Here is a 19382-nt window from a genome sequence, read left to right as displayed (position 1 = left end):
ACCGGAGTGACAATGATGAACACCTTCAAGATCGCCACCGCACTTGCCCTCGTCACCCTGCTCGCCGGCTGCTCCACCATGGATCGCCTGGCCTCGGTCAACGAAGCGCCCAAGCTGACCGCCATCGCCGACCCGACGGCACAGCCCGGCTACCGGCCGGTCAACATGCCGATGCCCCAGGTGGTCGCGGCGTCCTATCAGCCCAACTCGCTGTTCTCCAACGAGGCCCGCGGCTTCTTCAAGGACCAGCGCGCCCACAAGATCGGCGACATCCTCACCGTCCTGGTGACCATCGACGACAGCGCCAAGATTTCCAACTCGACCGGCCGCGACCGCACCTCGGCGAGTTCCGGCAGCGTCGGCGGCGTGCTCGGCTCGATCTTCAACAAGCAGGTGCCGCTCGCCGATGTCGGCGCAACCGGCGAAATCACCACCGCAGGTTCGCTCTCCGACAGCGGCTCGGGTTCGGTGAACCGGGCAGAGGCTCTGGAGACCCAGGTCGCTGCGGTGATCACCCAGGTGCTGCCAAACGGCAATCTGGTGATCGAGGGCCGCCAGGAAGTGCGGGTGAATTTCGAGGTGCGCGACCTGATCGTTGCCGGCATCGTCCGGCCGGAAGATGTCCACTCGGACAACACCATCGCCTCGAGCAAGATCGCTGAAGCCCGCATCTCCTACGGTGGCCGCGGCCAGATCACCGATGTGCAGCAGCCGCGCTACGGCCAGCAGATCGCCGACGCCATCATGCCCTTCTGACCGAAAGGTCTCCCAGTCCCCGCCAGCCGCGCTTCCCCCCAATTCGGCGCGACTGGCTCTGGCAAGTTCCAGAAGGAATATTGCCACCCAGGGCGCAGCCTCCCCGGCTGCGCCCTTCCCCGTTTCCGGCTCCGCGCCGCACCAAAGCCTCAGCCGTCCGCCGGCCTCGACATGCTCTCGATGACCTTTTCCTGGATCGCCCGCACATCGGCTTCATCGAAGTCACCGATCACGAGGCATTCGAGAATCCGTCTCTGCACCACCGAAGCCATTTCCTTGAGCGCAGCCGGCTCGATGTGATCGGCACTTTCCTTGATGACCGACGCGATGGTGGACGCCCGCAGGATGCTGTCGATCACCAGTTCGTATTGATCGCGCGTGAGTTCGTGTTTCCAGTCGGCCATGGTTTTTCCTTCCGTGTAGCCCTCCGTGTGGCACGGTCCCCGCATGCTTGTCGAGGAAGCGCCCCCCGAACGAGACCCGCTACAGCCTTGAAAAGCACGCGCAACCCGTTGATCCAGATGGAGAGCCGTTCCTTTGGGCCGATGGCGGCCCCACCCCGGACAGCGTAGCCTCGCCGTCGCGGCCAACGCCCCTTTTTTGGCTGATGCCTTCCGCCCGACGCCGGGATTGGCTATTGCCTAGTCTCCTTCCGACCACGAGGCATGCGATGACCAACTCCGCTTTCGAAAAGCTCGGCGACCTGGGCAAGAGGCTCGAGGCGCTCGACCACGCGCAGTCGATGCTGTCGGTCGACGAGGCGGTGAACATGCCCTCGGGCGGCGGCGAAAAGCGCGCCGAGGCAATGTCGGTGCTGGCCGGCATGCAGCACGAGATGGCCACGGCGCCGGAAATTGCCGACCTCCTGGAGGCCGCTCTCGAGGAAGACCTCGACGAAATGCAGACGGCGGCCGTGCGCGAGTTCCAGCGCAGCTACACCAACGCCACCTGCCTCTCGTCCGATTTCGTCCGCCGCCAGGTCAATGCCCGCCTGCGCTCCGAGCAGCTCTGGCGCGAACTGCGCCCCAAGAACGACTGGCAGGGCTTCCTGCCGGCCTTCGAAGGCATCGTCGCCAACATCCGCGAGGAAGCCGAACTGCGCGCCACCGCACTTGGTCTGGCGCCATACGACGCCATGATGGAGCAGTACGACCCCGGCAATCGGGCCGCCGACATCGATGTGGTGTTTGCCGACCTCAAGACCTTCCTCAAGGATTTCGTGCCGCAGGCCCTGGCGCGTCAGGAAGAAAACCGCGCCGCCCGGCCGCTGAAGCCGCTCAACGCGCCGTTTCCGATCGAGCGGCAGAAAGCCCTCGGTCTCGCCATGATGGAGGCCCTGGGCTTTGACTTCGAGCACGGCCGGCTCGACATCTCGCATCACCCGTTCTGCGGCGGCGTGCCGACCGACGTGCGGATGACGACCCGCTACACCACGGCCGAATTCCTCTCCTCGCTGATGGGCATCCTGCACGAGACCGGGCACGGCCTCTACGAACAGGGCCTGCCCAAGCAATGGTCGCACTGGCCGGTCGGCAAGGCACGCGGCATGGCCATCCACGAGAGCCAGTCGCTGTTTGTCGAAAAGCAGATCGCCCGTTCCCCCGAGTTCTGGGAATGGGCCCTGCCCCATGTGCGCGAGCATCTGGGGGACGAGGCGATCGCCGGCTGGGAGCTCGAGGACATCCTGGCACACGTGCACCACATCGAGCGCGGCCTGATCCGCGTCGACGCCGACGAGGCGACCTATCCGCTCCATGTCATCCTGCGCTACGAAATCGAGAAGGACCTGGTCAGCGGCGCGCTGGCGCCAAAGGACGTGCCGGAGGTCTGGGACGCCAAGATGCAGGACTATCTCGGGCTCTCGACCATCGACGAACCGAAGAACGGCCCGATGCAGGACGTGCACTGGCCGAGCGGCGCCATGGGCTACTTTCCGAGCTACACGCTGGGCGCCCTGATCGCGGCCCAGCAGTGGGTGGCCATCGAGAAAGTGCAGCCAACGTTGCGCGACGACCTCCGCCACGGCCGCTTCGTCAGCGTCAATGAATGGCGTCGCGACAACATCTGGTCGCAGGCCTCGCGCTGGTCAACGCCTGAGCTGCTGGAGCGCGCCACCGGCGAAAAGCTCAATGCCCGGCATTTTGCCGAGCATTTGCAGCGCCGCTACCTGGCCTAGCGGCAGGCTTCGCGCAGGGCACCGATCGGGCCGAGCGCTTCGCCCAGCCGGAAGGTGACGTTCAGCGAGCGCTGGCGCACCGGCGTGGCCCGCACCTTCAGCCGCTCGCCGCCATTGAGACTGTCGAGAAACGCCTCGACCTCGCGCTGCGAGCCGAAGCTGACCGAGGTATTGTCGGCAGAGGCCTGCAGCGTCCGCACCTGCGTCACACCCTGATCGACCTGCAGGGTGATCGGCGCGATGTCGCTGGTCGCCGACATGGCCTGGCCGGCAAAGGCAAACCGCACCTCTGGCGCACCCTCCACGCAGCTCACGGTAAACGTCGCCGGCTTGCGACCGGTGGGCCGGGCCGGAATCATCTGTTCGGATTCGAACGTCAGCACGCCCGGCAGATCCGGGACCTCGGTGCGGAAGATCGCGTCATAGCAGGCGAGCCGCTGCGCACCATCGCTGATGGTTGCACAGCTTTCCCCTGTTTCCTGCCCCACCGCCGGTACGACCAATTGGGCCGCGACCAGCGCACTCATAACCAGCTTTGCGCCTGTTCTCATGAGGGGAATATCGTTTGTCTGGGTCCGGATTGCTAGGCCGCAGCTCGGATCGGGATCACAAGTTCGAAACACCCCCGGCTCCCGCACCGCATCCGTGCAATCCGTCCGCCCGATACCACAAGCCCGGACGCGCCAGTTCGCCGGGCTCCATCCGGGCATCAAAGACAAAAAAGGCCCGCATCGAGCGGGCCTTTGCATTTCGGCGTCGGGCGGGATCATTCGTCCCGATAGACTTTCTCACGCCGCTCGTGGCTCTCCTGGGCTTCCAGGCTCAGCGTCGCGATCGGGCGGGCGTCGAGGCGGGCGATGCCGATCGGATCGCCGGTTTCCTCGCAATAGCCATAGGTGCCATCATCGATCCGCTTGAGCGCCGCGTCGATCTTGGAGATCAGCTTGCGCTGCCGGTCACGGGTGCGCAGTTCGAGAGCCCGGTCGCTTTCCGACGAGGCACGGTCGGCCATGTCGGGGTGATTCTGGCTTTCTTCCTGCAGATTTTCCAGCGTTTCGCGGCTTTCGCGGAGGATTTCCTCTCTCCACGATTCAAGCTTCCTGCGAAAATACTCCCGCTGGCGCGGATTCATAAACGGCTCGTCTTGTGTGGGCCGGTATTCAAGAATTTCGGCGGATGACATTCCCAACTCGACTCCGACATACCCTCAACGAGCGCCTTATAGTTCCGTCGACTCGGCCCTGCAAGCACCGATACGGCTGGTCATTAATTCGGGAGTTTTCGTGATAAACCAGCATCAAAGCTCGGGGTAGAGCCCCCGCTTGGCCAGCTCGACCCGCGCCCGCAACTCGATGTCGTCGAGCAGCCCGTCCAAACCCGGTTCGGAGCGATCGCGCGCTTGGCCGATCAGCGTCATCAGCTGGCCCAGCCGACCTTCGTCGATGCTGCCCACCAGTAGGTCCGCCTTGAGCTCGTCGAGCGTATCGAGCAGATCCCGGCCGCGGCGCACCAGCTTCTTCTTTTTGAGCAGCGGATCTTCCACGGACTGCAGGGCCAGCAGCGAGCCGATATCCTGCGCCGGCGAAGTCTGCGTCGGCGCCCCGGTCCGCGGGGTCTGCGCGCCATCATTGACAGTGAAGGCAACGCCCGATCCCGACCGCGAGGTCGAACCGCGGGAAGTAACTGCACCTGTTCTGATAGTGTCGATCCGCACGGGACTCATATCCGATCTCTTGCCCGGCAAAATCTGCCGCAAGCCGTTAACAACACCTTAACGTACCCGGCAGGTTTTGCTCCTCGCTGGCACAGTTTGCCCCCAGCTCGCGGCCTCCATCATTGATTTCACTGCGCTTTTTGGCTGCCACACCGAACTGGCACGCTTCTCGCATTTAGTCTGCCGAGTGCCGGGCCATGGGGATGGGCCGGCCAGACCGGGGACGAACAATGAGACTTAGGCTTGTGAGGCATCTGGCGGCAGGCATTCTGGCCGCGACAACGCTCCTCGCACCGCTGGCGCCGGCGTCGGCCGCCACCGCGCGCATCAAGGATATCGTGGACATCGAAGGCGTTCGCGAGAACCAACTGGTGGGCTATGGCCTGGTGGTCGGCCTCAACGGCACCGGCGACAGTCTCAACAATTCGCCATTCACCAAGCAGAGCCTGCAGGCCATGCTCGAGCGCCTCGGGGTCAACACCCGCGGCGAAAACATGCGCACGGCAAATGTTGCCGCCGTCATGGTGACGGCCAACCTGCCGGCCTTCTCGACCCAGGGCAGCCGCCTCGATGTCAATGTCGCCGCCCTTGGCGACGCCAAGAGCCTGCAGGGCGGCACCCTGCTGGTCACCCCGCTGCTCGGTGCCGATGGCGAAGTTTATGCCATTGCCCAGGGCTCGGTGACCATCAACGGCTTCAAGGCCTCCGGCGATGCCGCCACGGTGATTTCCGGCGTACCGACAACGGGTCGTATCTCGTCCGGCGGCCTGATCGAGCGCGAGATCGGCTTTTCCCTCGGGGCCCAGCGCACTCTGCGGCTGGCCCTGCGCAACCCGGATCTGACCACGGCGCGCCGCATCGCGCTCTCGATCAACGATTTCATCGGCTCGCCGGCCGCCACGCCGGAAGATCCGGCGACCATCCGCATCAACCTGCCCTACGGCTTTAACGGCAATATCGTCGACCTGCTGACCGATATCGAGCAACTGGTCGTCGACACCGACCTGCCGGCCAAGATCGTCATCGACGAGAATTCCGGCATTATCGTCATGGGCCAGGATGTGCGCGTGTCGACCGTCGCGGTGGCGCAGTCGAACCTGACCGTGACCATTGCCGAGAACCCCACAGTGGTGCAGCCCGCGCCGCTCAGCCTCGGCCAGACGGCAGTGGAGCCGCGGACCGATCTGCAGGTCACCTCCACCAGCTCCAATCTTGCGGTGGTCCCGACCACCGTGACCCTCCAGGAACTGGTCGACGGCCTCAATGCGCTGGGCATCAGCCCGCGCGACATGATTGCCATCCTGCAGGCCATCAAGGCCTCGGGCGCCCTCCAGGCCGAAATCGAGGTGCTGTGATGAGCAACCTGATCTCCGGCTTCTCGCGCCCCGAGGCCAGACCCGAGCCCGCCAACATCGATGCCCTCAAGGCGCAGGCCAAGGAACTCGAGGGCGTCTTCCTGAACACGCTGCTCAAGCAGATGTTCTCCGGCATCAAGACGGACGGCGAAAACTTCGGCGGCGGCTTCGCCGAAGAGACGTGGCGCGGCATGCAGGCCGAACAGCTTTCCAACCAGATCGCCGAAAGCGGCGGTCTCGGCATTGCGGACTCCCTGCTCGGCGACCTCATCGCCATGCAGGAGGCCGCCCAGAACACCTCCACCACCCCCTTCAGCGGAGCCTATCGATGACATCGCCAGCTGCTGTTCGCCTCGCCGAACTCGATAGCCTTCCCGGTCGCGAACTGGTCGGCCGGGTCGAGACCACGCTCAACGCCCTGGTCACCATCATGAACCAGGAGACCACCCTGCTCCGCGCCGGTCGCGTCAGGGATGCCGGCCAGCTCACGGCGGACAAGACCCGCCTGGCACAGGAATATGTCGGCCTGTCGCGCTCGGTGCAGCGCCAGTTGCACCGGTTGCGCGAGGAGGTGCCGGCGGAGATCGACAGGCTGCGCGGTGGACACGAGCGTCTGGCGACGCAGATGGCCGAAAACCTCCGCGTCATCGCCACGGCCAAGGACGTGACGGAATCGGTACTGACCGAGGTCGCCGAAACCATGGGCGCGCAGGCCCGCACCAAGACCTACGGCGCCGGCGGCAAGATCCAGTCGAATGCAGCCAGCCAGGCGGCGAGCGGCATCGCCATCAATCGCGCCCTCTGAAGTCCATCAATTTGAGACAAATGCGAGCGCCGGCTTCAACGCCGGCGCAATTGCTTTGAGCGACCCTCTCTTCCAGGAGGCCTAGAAGGCCCGGCTTCGCATGAAGCTGTCACAGGATGGGAAAGATGAGCGCCAGGATCGCGCCTGACTCGATTGCAGCCATTGCGGCTTCTGCACCTGAGTATCGTCAGCCATCTCAGGGCCCGTCGCACTATGTTCCGCCTGTCGGCGAGTCCCCCTCCGCCAATATCAGCGCCGGTGACCGGCCCGGGGTCCCTCCGAAAGCCGAAGTCGCCGGAGCCCAGTCCGAGAGCAAGATCCCACCCATACCGGTCGAGCGTCCCGGCTCTGACTATGTTCGCGCTGTGATTTCGGGAGCGCTCGCGCCGCGTCCCACGACGGCACAGGAACTGTTCGCCCGAGTCGGAACCAGCTGGACGCCCCCTGAGTCGGAATACCGCCTCGCCGAGAAGCTCGCCTGACCGTCCGTCAGTTAAGCCCGTTCGCCGACACGGCAGATTGTGCCGATCCGGCACGTTTTGCCGGGGCGCGTTTTCTTTAATTAATCCAGAGACTTAAGCCGTAGATCGGCAGGTTTTGCCGCATCGGGCAACACAAAATTAACTGCGTCTGGCCATCTGTTGTTAACCATTCTTAAGACTCTCAAAGGTTAACTTTGCCTCACTCTCAGGACGAGATCGAAGCAGACAAAGCCATAAGGATTTTTAGGAAATGGCCGACATTAACCTTTCACATGCGGTTCGCTCGAACCTCTTGAGCCTTCAATCGACCGCCGCGAACATGGCCAAGACACAGGAACGCCTGGCGACTGGCCTCAAGGTCAATTCGGCGCTCGACAACCCGACGAACTTCTTCACCGCCTCTGCGCTCAACAGCCGCGCTGGCGATATGGCTAACCTGCTGGACTCCATGTCCTCGGGTATCAAGACCATCGAAGCGGCTGACAATGGCATCAAGTCGATCGTCAAGACCGTCGAGACAATGCAGTCCACCCTGCGCCAGGCGCGCCAGGACAAGTCGTTCAAGACCGAATCCTACTCAATCGGCCTGGGCGGGTCGCCTGCCGGTACCGAGCAGCTCTCGATCAGCGGCGGCAGCGTCGGCGCAACCCCGGTGAACGTCGGCCTGACCAACTCCCAAGGCGTACTGACCGCGGCGTCCAACTTCGCCAATCTCGACTTCGACGAAGCGGGCGACAATGTGACGTTCAACATCGCGCTGAACGGCTCGTCGAGCCCCACGGCCGTCAAGATCGAACAGGGCACTGCTGCAGAATCGCTCAAGATCACTGTCGGCGGCGTCGTTACCGACAACATCACCACCGCTGACCGTACCGCGGTGACCGGTGCGGAAATGGCGACGGCGCTCAACACCGCCTTCGACGCTGCCAATCTCAACGTCACCGTGGCAGGTGCAACCGGCTCCAAGCTGACTTTCACCGCCGATACGGGTGTGGATAGTGCCACTGCGTCTGTCGATATCACCGGCACGGCAGTTGGCAACGGCGGCGGCGGTACGGCTCTGGCAGCTGCGGACTTCGGTTTCGCTGCGGCGGGCGTCAATACCTTGACAGGAACGGCGGCCAAGACCGTCGATCAGCTGGTCGCCGCCATCAGCAGCAACGCTGTCTTCGACGACAAGATCCGGGCCACCAACGACAACGGCAAGCTGCGTATCGAAAACCAGTCGACGACCAACCTGACGGTCGCCGGCATCACCAGCGGCGTCATCGACGGTGGCTCAGGCACCGATGAGATCGGTCGCAACGACGTGCGTCGCAACCTTGTCACCCAGTTCAACGAACTGCGCGACCAGCTCGACAAGTTCGCCGACGACGCCTCGTTCAACGGTATCAACCTGCTCCGCGGCGACAAGCTGAAGCTGACCTTCAACGAGACTGGGTCCTCGACCATCGAGATCCAGGCCAAGGACGAGACCGGTGTCCCCACCGCCATCAACAACACCAGCCTGAGCATCGACTACGCGATCGAGGCTGACTTCGACAGCGACGCGACGTTGGACGCCAAGCTGAGCACCCTCAAGGACTCGCTCGACTTCCTCCGGTCGCAATCGTCGTCCTTCGGTTCCAACCTCTCGATCGTGCAGAACCGCACCGACTTCACCAAGAACATGATCAATACCCTCGAGACCGGTGCGGCCAACCTGACCCTGGCCGATACCAACGAGGAAGCAGCGAACCTCCTCGCCCTGCAGACCCGCCAGCAGTTGTCCTCGACAGCCCTGTCGATGGCCTCGCAGGCCGACCAGGCCGTGCTGCGACTGTTCTAGGCCAGAACGGCCTGATCAATCCGGCCAGAAGGCAGGTCACCGGGAAGGCGGACTTCGGTCCGCCTTCTTGTGTTTTGAGGCCGCGACCAGCGTCTCGGGCTGCCCTTGCCTGGCATGACGCGCGAAACGTCGCCCATAGCCACACAGATGCACCCCGATGCATTTTGGCACACTGCTTCAATGCATTATTAACCCATTGAAAACGCATCCAAATAAACGCCATTTGCAATTGCGCCGTTAAGACTTCTTTACGGCTTGGCCTCAATATTGGCCCACGCGTCTCAGGAAGAGCCGCAACTTATTCGGAACCCAGAAAGGGACCACCAAATGGACGTCAATCTCTCCAAGGCCGTTCGCCAGAACCTTCTCTCGCTCCAGTCGACTTCCAAGTCGATGGCCGAGACCCAGAACCGCCTGGCCACTGGCCTCAAGGTCAACTCCGCTCTCGATAATCCCTCGAACTTCTTCACCGCCTCGGCTCTCAACAGCCGCGCCGGCGACATGGCCAACCTGCTGGACTCGATGTCCTCGGGTATCAAGACCATCGAAGCCGCCGACAATGGCCTGAAGTCGATCACCAAGACCGTTGAATCGATGCAGTCCACGCTCCGTCAGGCGCGTCAGGACAAGTCGTTCAAGACTGAATCCTATTCGATCGACGTCGGCGCTTCCCCTGCCGGTACCGAGAAGCTCTCGATCAGCGGCGGTGCCGTCGGCACGACAGCCGTCGATGTGGGCCTGACCAAATCCCAGGGCGTGCTGACCGCAGCGACCAACTTCGCCAATCTCGACTTTGACGAAGCAGGCGACAACGTGACGTTCAACATCGCGCTGAACGGCTCGTCGAGCCCCACGGCCGTCAAGATCGAACAGGGTACCGCTGCAGAATCGCTGAAGATCACTGTCGGCGGCGTGGTGACTGACAATATCGCCACCGTTGACCGTACTGCGGTGACCGGTGCCGAAATGGCAACCGCCCTCAACACCGCCTTCGACGCTGCCGATCTCGACGTCACTGTGGCAGGCGCAACCGGTTCCAAGCTGACCTTCACCGCCGATACGGGTGTGGACAGTGCCGATGCGTCGGTCGACATCACCGGTGCGGCTGTGGCCAACGGCGGTGCCGGTACGGCTCTGGCAGCTGCTGACTTTGGTTTCGCTGCAGCTGGTGCGAACACCCTCACGGGTACGACTGCCAAGACCGTCGACGAACTGGTCTCTGCCATCAACGCCAACACGGCGTTCGACGACAAGATCCGTGCCTCCAACGACAACGGCAAGCTGCGCATCGAAAACCAGTCCACGTCTGCACTGACGGTGGCCGGCGCCAGCAACGGTGTCGCTGCTGGTTCGGGCTCCGATGAAATCGGCGGCAACGACGTGCGTAAGAACCTCGTCAAGCAGTTCAACGAACTGCGCGACCAGCTCGACAAGTTCGCCGACGACGCCTCGTTCAACGGTATCAACCTGCTCCGTGGCGACAAGCTGAAGCTGACCTTCAACGAAACCGGTACCTCGACCATCGAGATCCAGGCCAAGGACGAAACCGGTGCTGCCAGCTCGGTCAACACGACCAGCCTGAGCATCGATGCCGCCGTGGATGCCGACTTCGACTCCGATGCCACTCTGGACACCCGTCTCGATGGCCTCAAGGACTCTCTCGACAGCCTGCGTTCGCAGTCGTCGTCCTTCGGTTCCAACCTCTCCGTGGTTGAAAACCGTCAGGACTTCACCAAGAACATGATCAATACCCTCGAGACCGGTGCTGCCAACCTGACCCTGGCTGACACCAACGAGGAAGCAGCGAACCTGCTTGCCCTGCAGACCCGTCAGTCGCTGTCCTCGACAGCCCTGTCGATGGCCTCGCAGGCCGACCAGGCGGTGCTCCGTCTGTTCTAAGCCAGAAGGCTTGATTGATCCGATTGAAGGCGGGCTTCGGCCCGCCTTCTTCTTTTTTGCGCCCTGCCCCGGCCGCGGACACTTCCAGGCGCATGCGCGCCAGTCACTCCGCTCTTCCGCTCCGGACAACAAAGCCGCGCATTCAGCAGCAGAAACCTGCATAATCGGCACGAACGGAATCAAAGCAAAGAGTCAGCGCCATGTCCTTGAAAGTCGAGCTCAAGCCCGGTGAGAAGCTCATCATCGGCAGCTGCGTCGTCACCAACTCGGATCAGCGCACACGGCTGTTCATCGACGGCAAGGCACCGATCCTGCGCGAAAAGGACATCCTCACGCCCGAGACCGCCGACAGTCCGGCCAAGCGCATCTATTTTGCCGTGCAGCTCATGTATATCGACGAGGACGTGGAGCGGCTGCGCAACGACTATTTCCGGCTCATCAACGACATGGTCACAGCGGCGCCATCAACCACTCCGATTATCGACCAAATCAATAACGAGATATTAACCGGGGAACTGTACAAAGCTCTCAAGGCTGCGAAAAAGCTGATCCAGTACGAGCAGGAACTCCTAGCCAATGCAACATAGTGCAGCGCATGCCTACCAGCAGGTAGGCAAGCAGACAGTAAGCCCACGCGTTCTTGAAGCCAACCTTCTCTCCCGTGCCGCGGCGCAGTTGCAGATCGTCAGAGATGACTGGGAGAACAAGCGAAGCGACCTCTACGAGGCCCTGCTGTTCAATCGCCGCCTATGGAACATCTTCATGACTTCGGTCACCGGTGAGCAGAGCAAGCTCCCCGACAAGCTCCGCGAGAACATTGCCAATCTCGGTATCTTCGTGATGAAGCAGACCATTTCGATGCAAGACAATCCGCAGCCGAAAAAGCTCGATACCCTCATCAATATCAACCGCGAGCTCGCTGCCGGGCTTCGGTCGACCCCCTGATCGGGTTTATCTTCGCATTCCAAATGAAAAGCCCCCGTCGCCGGGGGCTTTGTCGTTTTCAGGGTCGCGTCGCCGGCCTGCGCTATCTGAGGTAATTGACCAGTGCCAGCTGGCTGAGCATGGCCGTGGTCTGGTAGCTCGCCTCGAGCCGCGTCTTGAGCGCGAGGATCTCCATGGCCACAACTTCCGTCGGCGCCTCCTCAATGTCCTGGAGCATGTTGTTGAGCTGCGCCTTGTGCGCCGTGTGCCGCTCGGCGACGGCGCCGCTGGTGGCCTTGGCAAGGCCGAGCTCGACGGCGATCATTTCGATCGAGCCCTTGTTGTTGGTGGCGTCTTCGGCCAGCCGCTGATTGTTGCGCGACGTCATCGCCGCATAGCGGTCGGCGGAAGTCGCATCGGACGCAGGGAAGTTCTGCACCGCCATTGTCGCCAGCGCGCGCACCAGGTTGACCAGGCCCTGCTCGGTCCCCTCCACGCCATAGGCCACCGTCGCCCCCTCGCCGACGCGGGCTGTCACCGAGCGCCGCGGGTCGGCGCTGTCGCCACCGCTGTACCAGAAGACCGTATTGGCAGTGGTGCCGGCCACGAGGGCCGTCGCCGAGTTCGAAGGGCGGGCCATCCACGCGCATCGGCGTCTCGCCCTGACCGAAAAAGAAGTTCTCGGACGCGGCATAGGCCGACGCCGTGACCATCTTGCCCTCGGCGAGGTTCTTGACGGCAAGGTTCAGCGAGGTGGCAAGATTTGCCGCCGTCGTGTCGGCATCGACGCCGATCTGAAAGCCGGAGGCGTCCGTCGGTTCGGTGGTCGCGGTCAGCGAGAAACTCTCCTGCGTGCCGTCAGGCATGGTGAACGTCATCGTCACCGTCTCGCCGGCGACCGGCAGCGCGGCATTGATCTGCACCGTCAGCGCCGGTGGGACGCCGGCCGGCGTGGTGACGGCGATATTGCTGCTGTTGGTCACGACACCCGAAAGCTTCATTCCGAACGGGTGCGCGGCCGCGCCGTCCTCGGCCAGCGTCACCGTATCGGTGACAGTGCTGATGGCCAGGCGCCCCAGATGATCGGCGCCAAGATCGGCCTGCCGACGCTCGCTCACCACCTGGTTGAAGCCCGCACGCGCACCGATGCCGCTCAGCACCGTCAGGCTGCCCTCCACGGGACGCTTCTCGGTCTTGTTGCCGCCGAACAAATAGCGGCCGGCCACATCGACATTGAGCAGCGTCATGACCTCGTCGAACTGCGCCGCGGCCAGGGCCGGTGCCGTGTCGAAGTTCAGCGCCGACTGTCCGCCCGAACCCGACAGCGTCGTGGCGCGGGCGTCGGACTTGATGGTGTCGAGGCGGCCGATCGTGTTGTCGAGGACGTTGAGCCGCAGGTCGATGGCCTTGATGCTGTCCTGGTAGCTGTCGATGCGCGAGATCCGCTGCCGCAAGGCCAGGTCGAAATAGCGGTCCGACCCCATCTCGCCCAGGGTCTGCGCCTTCTGACCGCTCGCCAGCTGCGTCTGCAGCACGTCGTAGCGATCCTTCATGTTCATGATGTTGTTGATGCCGCTCGACAGCGGGAACATCGACCTGTTGATGACGGTCATCTTACGCTTACCTCACCGAAGACAGCAGGGACTGGATGAGTTCCTGGGCGATCGACATCACCCGGGCGTTGGCGGCAAACGCGTTCTGCAGTTCCATCAGCCGCGCCATCTCCTCGTCCACGTCGACGCCATAGTCCGCTTCCAGACGTTCACCCAGCGCATCGAGCGTCAGTTGCTGGGTGTCGCTGTCGGCAATCGCCGAGGATGCGGCATTGCCCTGGTAGTTGATGGTCTGGCTGATGAAGTCGCTGACCGTGCCGGCCAGCCGTGAACTGGCACCATTGCGGATACTGCCGACGCCGCCCGCAAACCGCATCTCGTTGAGATTGTCGAGCAGGCCGTTGACCCGGGCGGCATCGCCCAGCGATCCACCCAGATTGTACTGCACGAGCAGCTTGGGATCCTGCACGATCGCCGGGTTGACCGTGATGCGGCCGGCAAAGCCGCGCGTCTGCCCGACGCCATCCAGGGCATTGGTGAAGTTGGTATTGTTGGAGTCGAGGAACAGCGGGATGGCCGTACCATTGCCCTGCAGCACGGTTGTCGTTGCCCGGGCCTCGAGCGAGTACATGTCGGTGGTACCGGCCGCCCCGTCGTCCATGATCCGGATGGTCGAGCCCGCCGGATTGCTGACCGTCAGGCTGTTGCCGATCCGCTGCTGCAGCAGGCTTGCCACGGCGGTGGGACCACCCGAGAAGTCGAGCCCGATCACCCGCGCGCCATTGGCGTCCGAATAATCGAGGGGCAGCTTGCTCGCATCATCCACCCGCAGGACGCGGACGTCTTTCTGGATGCCATTCTCGAGGTAGCTGAAATTGAATTCGTTGCCGTTCAGCAGATTGCCGATGTCCACTTCATAGCCGTTCGCAGCACCGGCCGAGACCTGCGTCCCGGCTGTCGCCTGGGTCGACATCGACAGGGCAAGGGCGGCCGCGACAAAGTCCAGCTGATCCTGCGCCTGAACCAGTTGATTGTCGCGCAACTCGATCAGACCGGCCAGTTCGCCCGATCCCAGCACGTTTTGCTTCACCAGATCGATGGCCATGCCCGACGACGTCCGCATGATCAGCTTGCCGACGCCGCTTTGCGCATCGTCGCGGCTGAACTGCGAGTTGGCCGACAGCGCGCCGGCGCTTTCGAACGAGAAGATCGAGGCGCGCCCGTCGAGCACGCCCACGCCGGACCGGGTCATCAACGCCACGGTGTCATCGCTGCGGTAGCTGACGCGCAGGTCCAGCTGTGTGGACAGCGAACTGACCAGGCGATCGCGCTGGTCGAGCAGCGTCGCCCGCGAAGCGGGGTCGATCCCCTGGTCGATCAGCCGGGCATTGATCTTTTCCAGCGACGAGAGCTGCGAATTGATGTCGTCGACCGCGGTCGTGACCTTGCTCTCTATCTCGCGCCGCAGCGACTGGATGTCGGCGGTGTAGCGATTGAGCGTACTGACCAGCACCTGTGCCTTCTGCACGGTCTCGGCCCGGGTCGCGAAATTGTCCGGGCTGGTCGAGAGATTGGTCAGCGACGTCTCGAAGTCGGCAAAGGCGCTGTCCATCGAGCCGGTCGTGCCCGGCTTGCCGAACAGCACCTGCACCCGGTCCAGGTACGACGCCTGCACGCTCGCAAAACTGGAGTCCGACACAGCCCGCGTATAGTGCGACTGCAGGCTTTCGTTGAAGGTCCGGGTGAGCTGGCCTTCGCGGGCATAGGTCGAGTTGACGCCCAGCGTATCGATGACGCTGACGGAGCGGCGGTGATAGCCCGGCGTGCCGGCATTGGCGACATTGTGAGAGAGCACATCGAGGGCGCCCTGCCCGATCCGCATGCCGCTGAGCGCATTGGCCAGCGTTACCGAAAGACCCATTCCCCTTACCCCTTACGAGAAAGTGGCCAGCGCGCCGGAGCGCGCCTGGCCGTACGCAGCTGCCATGCCTCAGCGCAGCATGTTGAGGGCTTCCTGGAGCATCTGGTCGGCCGTCGAGACGATACGCGTACCGGCCGCGTAGGCCTGCTGCGTCACGATCAGCTTGGTGAACTCCTCGGAGATGTCGGTGTTGGAGGCCTCGAGTGAGGACCCGATGATGCCGCCGCCATTGTCGAGGATCGGCTCGCCCGAGTCCGAGGTCGCCGCGAACACGCCACCGTCGAGCCGCTTGAGGGCGTTCACCGCATTGAAGTTTGCCGTGACCACCTGTGCCACTTCGAGCTGCTGGCCGTTGTCGTACGACACCACCACGCGACCGCTGTCATTGACGGCCACCGAGACGTAGGCGCCGGCCGGATAGCCGTTCTGGCTCAGCGATGTGACTTCGGCGCTGCCGTTGGGATCAGCAAACTGCGTGAGACCGTTAGCGCCATGGTCGAGGCGCAGATCTCCTATCAGCACACCGTTGACCGTCAGACCGGTAAGGTCCGTATGATCGATCGGCGGATTGGGCGAACCATTGGTGCCGAACGTGTAGTCGCCGCCAAAGCGCGTCCACATGGTCTGCGTGCCGGTCGCCTCGGCATTGGTGGCAACGAACAGGTTCCACACCTCGGCGCCGCCATTGGCGGTTGAATTGACCTTGGCCCAGCGCATCTGCACGTTGGCCGGTGCACCATTGGCCGAGTACACGGTGATGGCGCCACCCGAGATCGACTGCGAGGTAAAATCGTCGTTCTGCGCGGCAGTGACCGAAGGCACGCGGGTCGCCAGACGCAGGGAGTCCGAGACCGAAGGCGGCGTCGTGGCGCTGGCGAAATCGAGGCCCGTGGCGGTGGAGCCTTCGGTGGCATCGACGACGGTGATGCTATCGGTGATGTTGCCGGCGGTGATCGTCACCTTGCCGCCACTGAGACCAACTGTGGCGCCAGTTGCGCCGGCAGCAACGATGTCGGTCTGGATATAGGCCAGCAGCTCGTCGATCGTGTCGGTCGCAGCGTCGGTGACGTCGATGGTTGTGCCCGCGGTACCGCCGCCGCTGGCGAAGGTATATGTGCGTGTCGTGCCGCCGATGGTGAGCGCGAACGTGTCGCCGGCGCTCGCAACGGTACTGGCAGCGTTCGTGCCGGTCAGCGTCGCGCCACTCACCTTGGCGGCCGTATCGGCGGTTACGCTGACGAAGTCCGTGGCATCAATCAGTTCGCTGCCGACCGACTGCGATTGCGCATAATTGTCCGTCTTGGGCAATTGCGGCAGGTTCAACTGATAGGACACGCGCGTGGTCTGCGATGCCGGCAGGAAGGCGTTGGAGATGCGCAGCACCTGCGGCACCGAGCCGGAGATGTTCTGCGTCGACGGATCGATCGGCAGACCCTTCAGGAAGTAGCCGGCGCCGTTGACCAGGTAGCCGCCCTTGTTGATCTCGAAGTCGCCGCGGCGCGTGTAGTAGTTCGAGCCCGAAAAGATCGAGTTGCCGTCCGATTGGCCAATCGAGGGCTCGACGACAAAGAAGCCGTCGCCATTGATGGCCATGTAGGTTTCCGTCGTCTGGCTCTTGACGTCACCCTGCAGGTTGTTGGTCGAACGCGACTGCGCCAGCACCGAACCGGCAGTCTGCCGCTTCTGGGGCGCATCCGGGATGAGGTCCAGGAAATCGGTATCGATGCGCTTGAAGCCGGTCGTCTGGCTGTTTGCGATATTGCCCGAGATATTCTCCAGCGCAAATGACTGGGCGCGCAGCCCTGTCACCGCTGTAGACATTGCACCATAAATGCCCATTCGTTACTCCTTGGACCCCAAGTCTTGGCGTGTCGGCACGCCTTTCCGGTTACGGCAATGCAGGCCGCGTGCCAGACTCGGATTCCATTGATTCATATGAGATAATTCTGATCGGACGGACCGAAGCGGGGTGCCGACCGGCAGAAGACTCCGGGCCGCCCGGCAGATTCTGCCGCGTCGGCCTCGCTTGTGCGCTCCATGCACTTCGGCTAAACGCAAGTCCCGGAACGGACTGGTAAAATGCTCTTTGCTTCTGCTGATGAGTTCACGAGCGCCCCGCGTCATGCGGTGACGGTGTTTGGCATGGCCGGCGTCGGCAAGACGCGGCTGGCCGCGCTGCTGCGCAAGTCCAGCTGGTTTCACTACTCGGTCGACTACCGCATCGGCACCCGGCACATGGGCGAGTTCATCGTCGACAACTTCAAGGCCGAGGCCATGAAGGTGCCCTTCCTCCGCGACCTGCTGCGTTCGGACTCGATCAAGATCGAGAGCAACATCACCTTCGACAACCTGGCGCCGCTGTCGACCTATCTCGGGCGCCCCGGCAATGTCGCCAGGGGCGGCCTGCCGCTGGCCGAGTACCAGCGCCGGCAGGAGCAGCACCGCGTCGCCGAGGTGGCGGCGCTGCAGGAGATTGGCCTGTTCATTGCCCGCGCGCACGATCTCTACGGCTATGACAACTTCATCGCCGACACCGGGGGATCGCTGATCGAGGTGGTCGATCCCGCCAGCGCCGACGATCCGGTGATCCGGGCACTGACCGCCCATTCCGCCCTGCTCTACATTCGCGGCACCGAGGACGACACGCAGCAGTTGATCCGGCGCTTCACCGCCAGCCCCAAGCCGATGTACTACCAGCCGCCGTTCCTCTTGAAGAAATGGACCGAGTTCAAGGCCATCAACAAGGTCGACAATGACGCCGATGTCGACCCGGATGCCTTTGGTGCTTGGGGGTTCGAAGCATTGCTGCAGGACCGGCTGCCGCGCTATCAGGCGCTGGCCGACAATTTCGGCTACACCGTCGATGCCGCCGACCTTGCAACCGTGCGCGACGGTGACGATTTTCTCGAACTGATGGGCAAGGCGATCGGCAACCGAATGCGATAGGGCAATTGCCCTGAAACCTGCCGCACGCTTTCCCTCACAGAGACGCTCGAGGCTTTCATGCCCATTCGCATTCCCGACCACCTGCCCGCCCGCAAGACGCTTGAAGACGAAGGCGTCGTTGTCATGGATTCCAGCCGCGCCGAGGTGCAGGACATCCGTCCGCTGCGCATCGGCCTGCTCAACCTGATGCCCAACAAGGAGCGGACCGAAACCCAGTTCAGCCGGCTGATCGGCGCCACGCCGCTGCAGATCGACATGACCCTGGTCCGCGTCACCGACCACAAGTCCAAGAACACCGCCGAGGACTATCTCAAGACCTTCTACAAGACCTGGGAAGAGGTCCGGCAGGAGACGTTCGACGGTTTCATCGTCACCGGCGCGCCGATCGCCCACATCCCGTTCGAGGAGGTGCAGTACTGGCGCGAGATGATCGAAATCATGGAGTGGACCAAGACCAACGTCCACCAGACCATGTTCATCTGCTGGGGCGCCCAGGCGGCGCTGCACCATTTCCACGGCGTCAAGCGCTACCGCATGGGCAAGAAGGCGTTCGGCGTCTTCCCGCACCGCATCCTCAATACCCGCGCGCCCTCGCTGCGGGGTCTGTCGGACAACCCGTTGATCCCGGTGAGCCGCTACAACGACATCGACCGGACGTCGCTGGGCGCCGATCTCGAAGTGCTCATCGACAATGATGAGATCGGCATCTGCATGCTCGCCGACCGCAGGCATCGGGCGCTCTACATGCTCAATCATCTCGAATACGACCATCGCTCGCTTGCCGACGAGTATGATCGAGACGTCAAGGCCGGGCTTGATCCGGAGATGCCGGTCAACCTGTTTCCGGACAATGACCCGAGCCGCGAACCGGCCAACAACTGGCGCAGCCACGGTCATCTGCTGTTCCAGAACTGGATCAACGAGATCTACCAGACGACGCCGTTCCGGCCCGAAGACATCGGCGGCTGAGCCGGCTGCCGCTCCAGCGTGGCGGCCGCGTTTCTTGACGCAGCCGCCCGACGC

19 protein-coding genes are annotated in these 19382 nt (G+C 63.1%); 11 read left to right on the top strand and 8 right to left on the bottom strand.

Annotated features, from left to right (window positions below):
- Nucleotides 1-12: 12 nt before the first annotated feature.
- On the top strand, nucleotides 13-756 hold the full coding sequence (gene flgH, locus AC0L4C_RS13065; RefSeq protein ID WP_473400073.1) for a flagellar basal body L-ring protein FlgH: 744 nt from the start codon (nucleotides 13-15) through the stop codon (nucleotides 754-756).
- A 149-nt stretch (nucleotides 757-905) separates the two neighbouring features.
- Here flgH and AC0L4C_RS13060 read toward each other — a convergent pair whose 3' ends face one another.
- Nucleotides 906-1160, bottom strand: a complete 255-nt coding sequence (locus tag AC0L4C_RS13060; protein ID WP_473400072.1) for a hypothetical protein — start codon at nucleotides 1158-1160, stop codon at nucleotides 906-908.
- A 266-nt stretch (nucleotides 1161-1426) separates the two neighbouring features.
- On the opposite strand from AC0L4C_RS13060, the gene AC0L4C_RS13055 reads away from it, so the two are divergent.
- Complete coding sequence (locus AC0L4C_RS13055; protein ID WP_473400070.1) at nucleotides 1427-2932, top strand: carboxypeptidase M32; 1506 nt, start codon at nucleotides 1427-1429, stop codon at nucleotides 2930-2932.
- Here AC0L4C_RS13055 and AC0L4C_RS13050 read toward each other — a convergent pair.
- The 3 genes from AC0L4C_RS13050 to AC0L4C_RS13040 all read right to left on the bottom strand — a co-directional run bounded on the left by AC0L4C_RS13050 (nucleotide 2929) and on the right by AC0L4C_RS13040 (nucleotide 4655).
- Nucleotides 2929-3483, bottom strand: coding sequence for a hypothetical protein (locus tag AC0L4C_RS13050; RefSeq protein ID WP_473400069.1), 555 nt, complete (start codon nucleotides 3481-3483; stop codon nucleotides 2929-2931). The genes AC0L4C_RS13055 and AC0L4C_RS13050 overlap by 4 nt on opposite strands.
- Before the next feature lie 215 nt (nucleotides 3484-3698).
- Nucleotides 3699-4115 (bottom strand): RNA polymerase-binding protein DksA, encoded by a 417-nt coding sequence (gene dksA / locus AC0L4C_RS13045; RefSeq protein WP_473400068.1) that lies wholly within the window; start codon nucleotides 4113-4115, stop codon nucleotides 3699-3701.
- Between the two features lie 114 nt (nucleotides 4116-4229).
- Nucleotides 4230-4655 carry a flagellar assembly protein FliX gene (locus AC0L4C_RS13040; RefSeq protein ID WP_473400067.1) on the bottom strand — a complete coding sequence of 142 codons (426 nt, stop codon included), beginning with the start codon at nucleotides 4653-4655 and terminating at the stop codon, nucleotides 4230-4232.
- A gap of 221 nt (nucleotides 4656-4876) precedes the next feature.
- Between AC0L4C_RS13040 and AC0L4C_RS13035 the strand changes: the two genes are divergently transcribed.
- From AC0L4C_RS13035 to flaF, 7 genes are all read left to right on the top strand, one after another.
- Nucleotides 4877-6001, top strand: a complete 1125-nt coding sequence (locus AC0L4C_RS13035) for a flagellar basal body P-ring protein FlgI (protein ID WP_473400065.1) — start codon at nucleotides 4877-4879, stop codon at nucleotides 5999-6001.
- Nucleotides 6001-6333, top strand: a complete 333-nt coding sequence (locus AC0L4C_RS13030; RefSeq protein WP_473400063.1) for a rod-binding protein — start codon at nucleotides 6001-6003, stop codon at nucleotides 6331-6333. The genes AC0L4C_RS13035 and AC0L4C_RS13030 overlap by 1 nt, the downstream gene beginning before the upstream one ends.
- Nucleotides 6330-6806 carry a hypothetical protein gene (locus tag AC0L4C_RS13025; RefSeq protein ID WP_473400062.1) on the top strand — a complete coding sequence of 159 codons (477 nt, stop codon included), beginning with the start codon at nucleotides 6330-6332 and terminating at the stop codon, nucleotides 6804-6806. The genes AC0L4C_RS13030 and AC0L4C_RS13025 overlap by 4 nt, the downstream gene beginning before the upstream one ends.
- 732 nt (nucleotides 6807-7538) lie before the next feature.
- Nucleotides 7539-9116, top strand: coding sequence for a flagellin N-terminal helical domain-containing protein (locus AC0L4C_RS13020; protein WP_473400060.1), 1578 nt, complete (start codon nucleotides 7539-7541; stop codon nucleotides 9114-9116).
- A 327-nt stretch (nucleotides 9117-9443) separates the two neighbouring features.
- A complete protein-coding gene (locus AC0L4C_RS13015) occupies nucleotides 9444-11015 on the top strand; it encodes a flagellin N-terminal helical domain-containing protein (RefSeq protein ID WP_473400059.1) in 1572 nt (523 codons plus the stop codon).
- A 200-nt stretch (nucleotides 11016-11215) separates the two neighbouring features.
- Nucleotides 11216-11602, top strand: a complete 387-nt coding sequence (flbT, locus tag AC0L4C_RS13010; protein WP_473400058.1) for a flagellar biosynthesis repressor FlbT — start codon at nucleotides 11216-11218, stop codon at nucleotides 11600-11602.
- Nucleotides 11592-11960: a flagellar biosynthesis regulator FlaF gene (gene flaF / locus AC0L4C_RS13005; RefSeq protein WP_473400057.1), complete on the top strand. Its 369-nt coding sequence runs from the start codon at nucleotides 11592-11594 to the stop codon at nucleotides 11958-11960. The genes flbT and flaF overlap by 11 nt, the downstream gene beginning before the upstream one ends.
- A gap of 82 nt (nucleotides 11961-12042) precedes the next feature.
- Here flaF and AC0L4C_RS13000 read toward each other — a convergent pair whose 3' ends face one another.
- From AC0L4C_RS13000 to AC0L4C_RS12985, 4 genes are all read right to left on the bottom strand, one after another.
- Nucleotides 12043-12177: a hypothetical protein gene (locus tag AC0L4C_RS13000; RefSeq protein WP_473400056.1), complete on the bottom strand. Its 135-nt coding sequence runs from the start codon at nucleotides 12175-12177 to the stop codon at nucleotides 12043-12045.
- Complete coding sequence (locus tag AC0L4C_RS12995; RefSeq protein WP_473400055.1) at nucleotides 12161-13552, bottom strand: hypothetical protein; 1392 nt, start codon at nucleotides 13550-13552, stop codon at nucleotides 12161-12163. The genes AC0L4C_RS13000 and AC0L4C_RS12995 overlap by 17 nt, the downstream gene beginning before the upstream one ends.
- Nucleotides 13553-13559: 7 nt before the next feature.
- Nucleotides 13560-15413: a flagellar hook-associated protein FlgK gene (gene flgK / locus AC0L4C_RS12990; protein ID WP_473400054.1), complete on the bottom strand. Its 1854-nt coding sequence runs from the start codon at nucleotides 15411-15413 to the stop codon at nucleotides 13560-13562.
- 69 nt (nucleotides 15414-15482) lie between these two features.
- A complete protein-coding gene (locus AC0L4C_RS12985; RefSeq protein ID WP_473400053.1) occupies nucleotides 15483-17252 on the bottom strand; it encodes a flagellar hook protein FlgE in 1770 nt (589 codons plus the stop codon).
- A 240-nt stretch (nucleotides 17253-17492) separates the two neighbouring features.
- Here AC0L4C_RS12985 and AC0L4C_RS12980 point away from each other — a divergent pair, with 240 nt between their 5' ends.
- A complete protein-coding gene (locus AC0L4C_RS12980; protein WP_473400052.1) occupies nucleotides 17493-18359 on the top strand; it encodes a P-loop NTPase family protein in 867 nt (288 codons plus the stop codon).
- A 57-nt stretch (nucleotides 18360-18416) separates the two neighbouring features.
- Nucleotides 18417-19328: a homoserine O-succinyltransferase gene (locus AC0L4C_RS12975; protein ID WP_473400051.1), complete on the top strand. Its 912-nt coding sequence runs from the start codon at nucleotides 18417-18419 to the stop codon at nucleotides 19326-19328.
- Nucleotides 19329-19382 lie beyond the last annotated feature (54 nt).

The sequence above is a fragment of the Devosia sp. J20-27 genome (assembly GCF_055808595.1).
Note: the sequence above shows the minus strand (reverse complement) of the source record. Positions and strands in the feature narration are given on the sequence as shown.

What these genes read in the sequence shown, in the direction of transcription:
- flgH (WP_473400073.1), top strand. Translation starts at nt 13, where the DNA reads ATGATGAACACCTTCAAGATCGCCACCGCACTTGCCCTCGTCACCCTG.
- AC0L4C_RS13060 (WP_473400072.1), bottom strand. Translation starts at nt 1,160, where the DNA reads ATGGCCGACTGGAAACACGAACTCACGCGCGATCAATACGAACTGGTG.
- AC0L4C_RS13055 (WP_473400070.1), top strand. Translation starts at nt 1,427, where the DNA reads ATGACCAACTCCGCTTTCGAAAAGCTCGGCGACCTGGGCAAGAGGCTC.
- AC0L4C_RS13050 (WP_473400069.1), bottom strand. Translation starts at nt 3,483, where the DNA reads ATGAGAACAGGCGCAAAGCTGGTTATGAGTGCGCTGGTCGCGGCCCAA.
- dksA (WP_473400068.1), bottom strand. Translation starts at nt 4,115, where the DNA reads ATGTCATCCGCCGAAATTCTTGAATACCGGCCCACACAAGACGAGCCG.
- AC0L4C_RS13040 (WP_473400067.1), bottom strand. Translation starts at nt 4,655, where the DNA reads ATGAGTCCCGTGCGGATCGACACTATCAGAACAGGTGCAGTTACTTCC.
- AC0L4C_RS13035 (WP_473400065.1), top strand. Translation starts at nt 4,877, where the DNA reads ATGAGACTTAGGCTTGTGAGGCATCTGGCGGCAGGCATTCTGGCCGCG.
- AC0L4C_RS13030 (WP_473400063.1), top strand. Translation starts at nt 6,001, where the DNA reads ATGAGCAACCTGATCTCCGGCTTCTCGCGCCCCGAGGCCAGACCCGAG.
- AC0L4C_RS13025 (WP_473400062.1), top strand. Translation starts at nt 6,330, where the DNA reads ATGACATCGCCAGCTGCTGTTCGCCTCGCCGAACTCGATAGCCTTCCC.
- AC0L4C_RS13020 (WP_473400060.1), top strand. Translation starts at nt 7,539, where the DNA reads ATGGCCGACATTAACCTTTCACATGCGGTTCGCTCGAACCTCTTGAGC.
- AC0L4C_RS13015 (WP_473400059.1), top strand. Translation starts at nt 9,444, where the DNA reads ATGGACGTCAATCTCTCCAAGGCCGTTCGCCAGAACCTTCTCTCGCTC.
- flbT (WP_473400058.1), top strand. Translation starts at nt 11,216, where the DNA reads ATGTCCTTGAAAGTCGAGCTCAAGCCCGGTGAGAAGCTCATCATCGGC.
- flaF (WP_473400057.1), top strand. Translation starts at nt 11,592, where the DNA reads ATGCAACATAGTGCAGCGCATGCCTACCAGCAGGTAGGCAAGCAGACA.
- AC0L4C_RS13000 (WP_473400056.1), bottom strand. Translation starts at nt 12,177, where the DNA reads ATGCTCCAGGACATTGAGGAGGCGCCGACGGAAGTTGTGGCCATGGAG.
- AC0L4C_RS12995 (WP_473400055.1), bottom strand. Translation starts at nt 13,552, where the DNA reads ATGACCGTCATCAACAGGTCGATGTTCCCGCTGTCGAGCGGCATCAAC.
- flgK (WP_473400054.1), bottom strand. Translation starts at nt 15,413, where the DNA reads ATGGGTCTTTCGGTAACGCTGGCCAATGCGCTCAGCGGCATGCGGATC.
- AC0L4C_RS12985 (WP_473400053.1), bottom strand. Translation starts at nt 17,252, where the DNA reads ATGGGCATTTATGGTGCAATGTCTACAGCGGTGACAGGGCTGCGCGCC.
- AC0L4C_RS12980 (WP_473400052.1), top strand. Translation starts at nt 17,493, where the DNA reads ATGCTCTTTGCTTCTGCTGATGAGTTCACGAGCGCCCCGCGTCATGCG.
- AC0L4C_RS12975 (WP_473400051.1), top strand. Translation starts at nt 18,417, where the DNA reads ATGCCCATTCGCATTCCCGACCACCTGCCCGCCCGCAAGACGCTTGAA.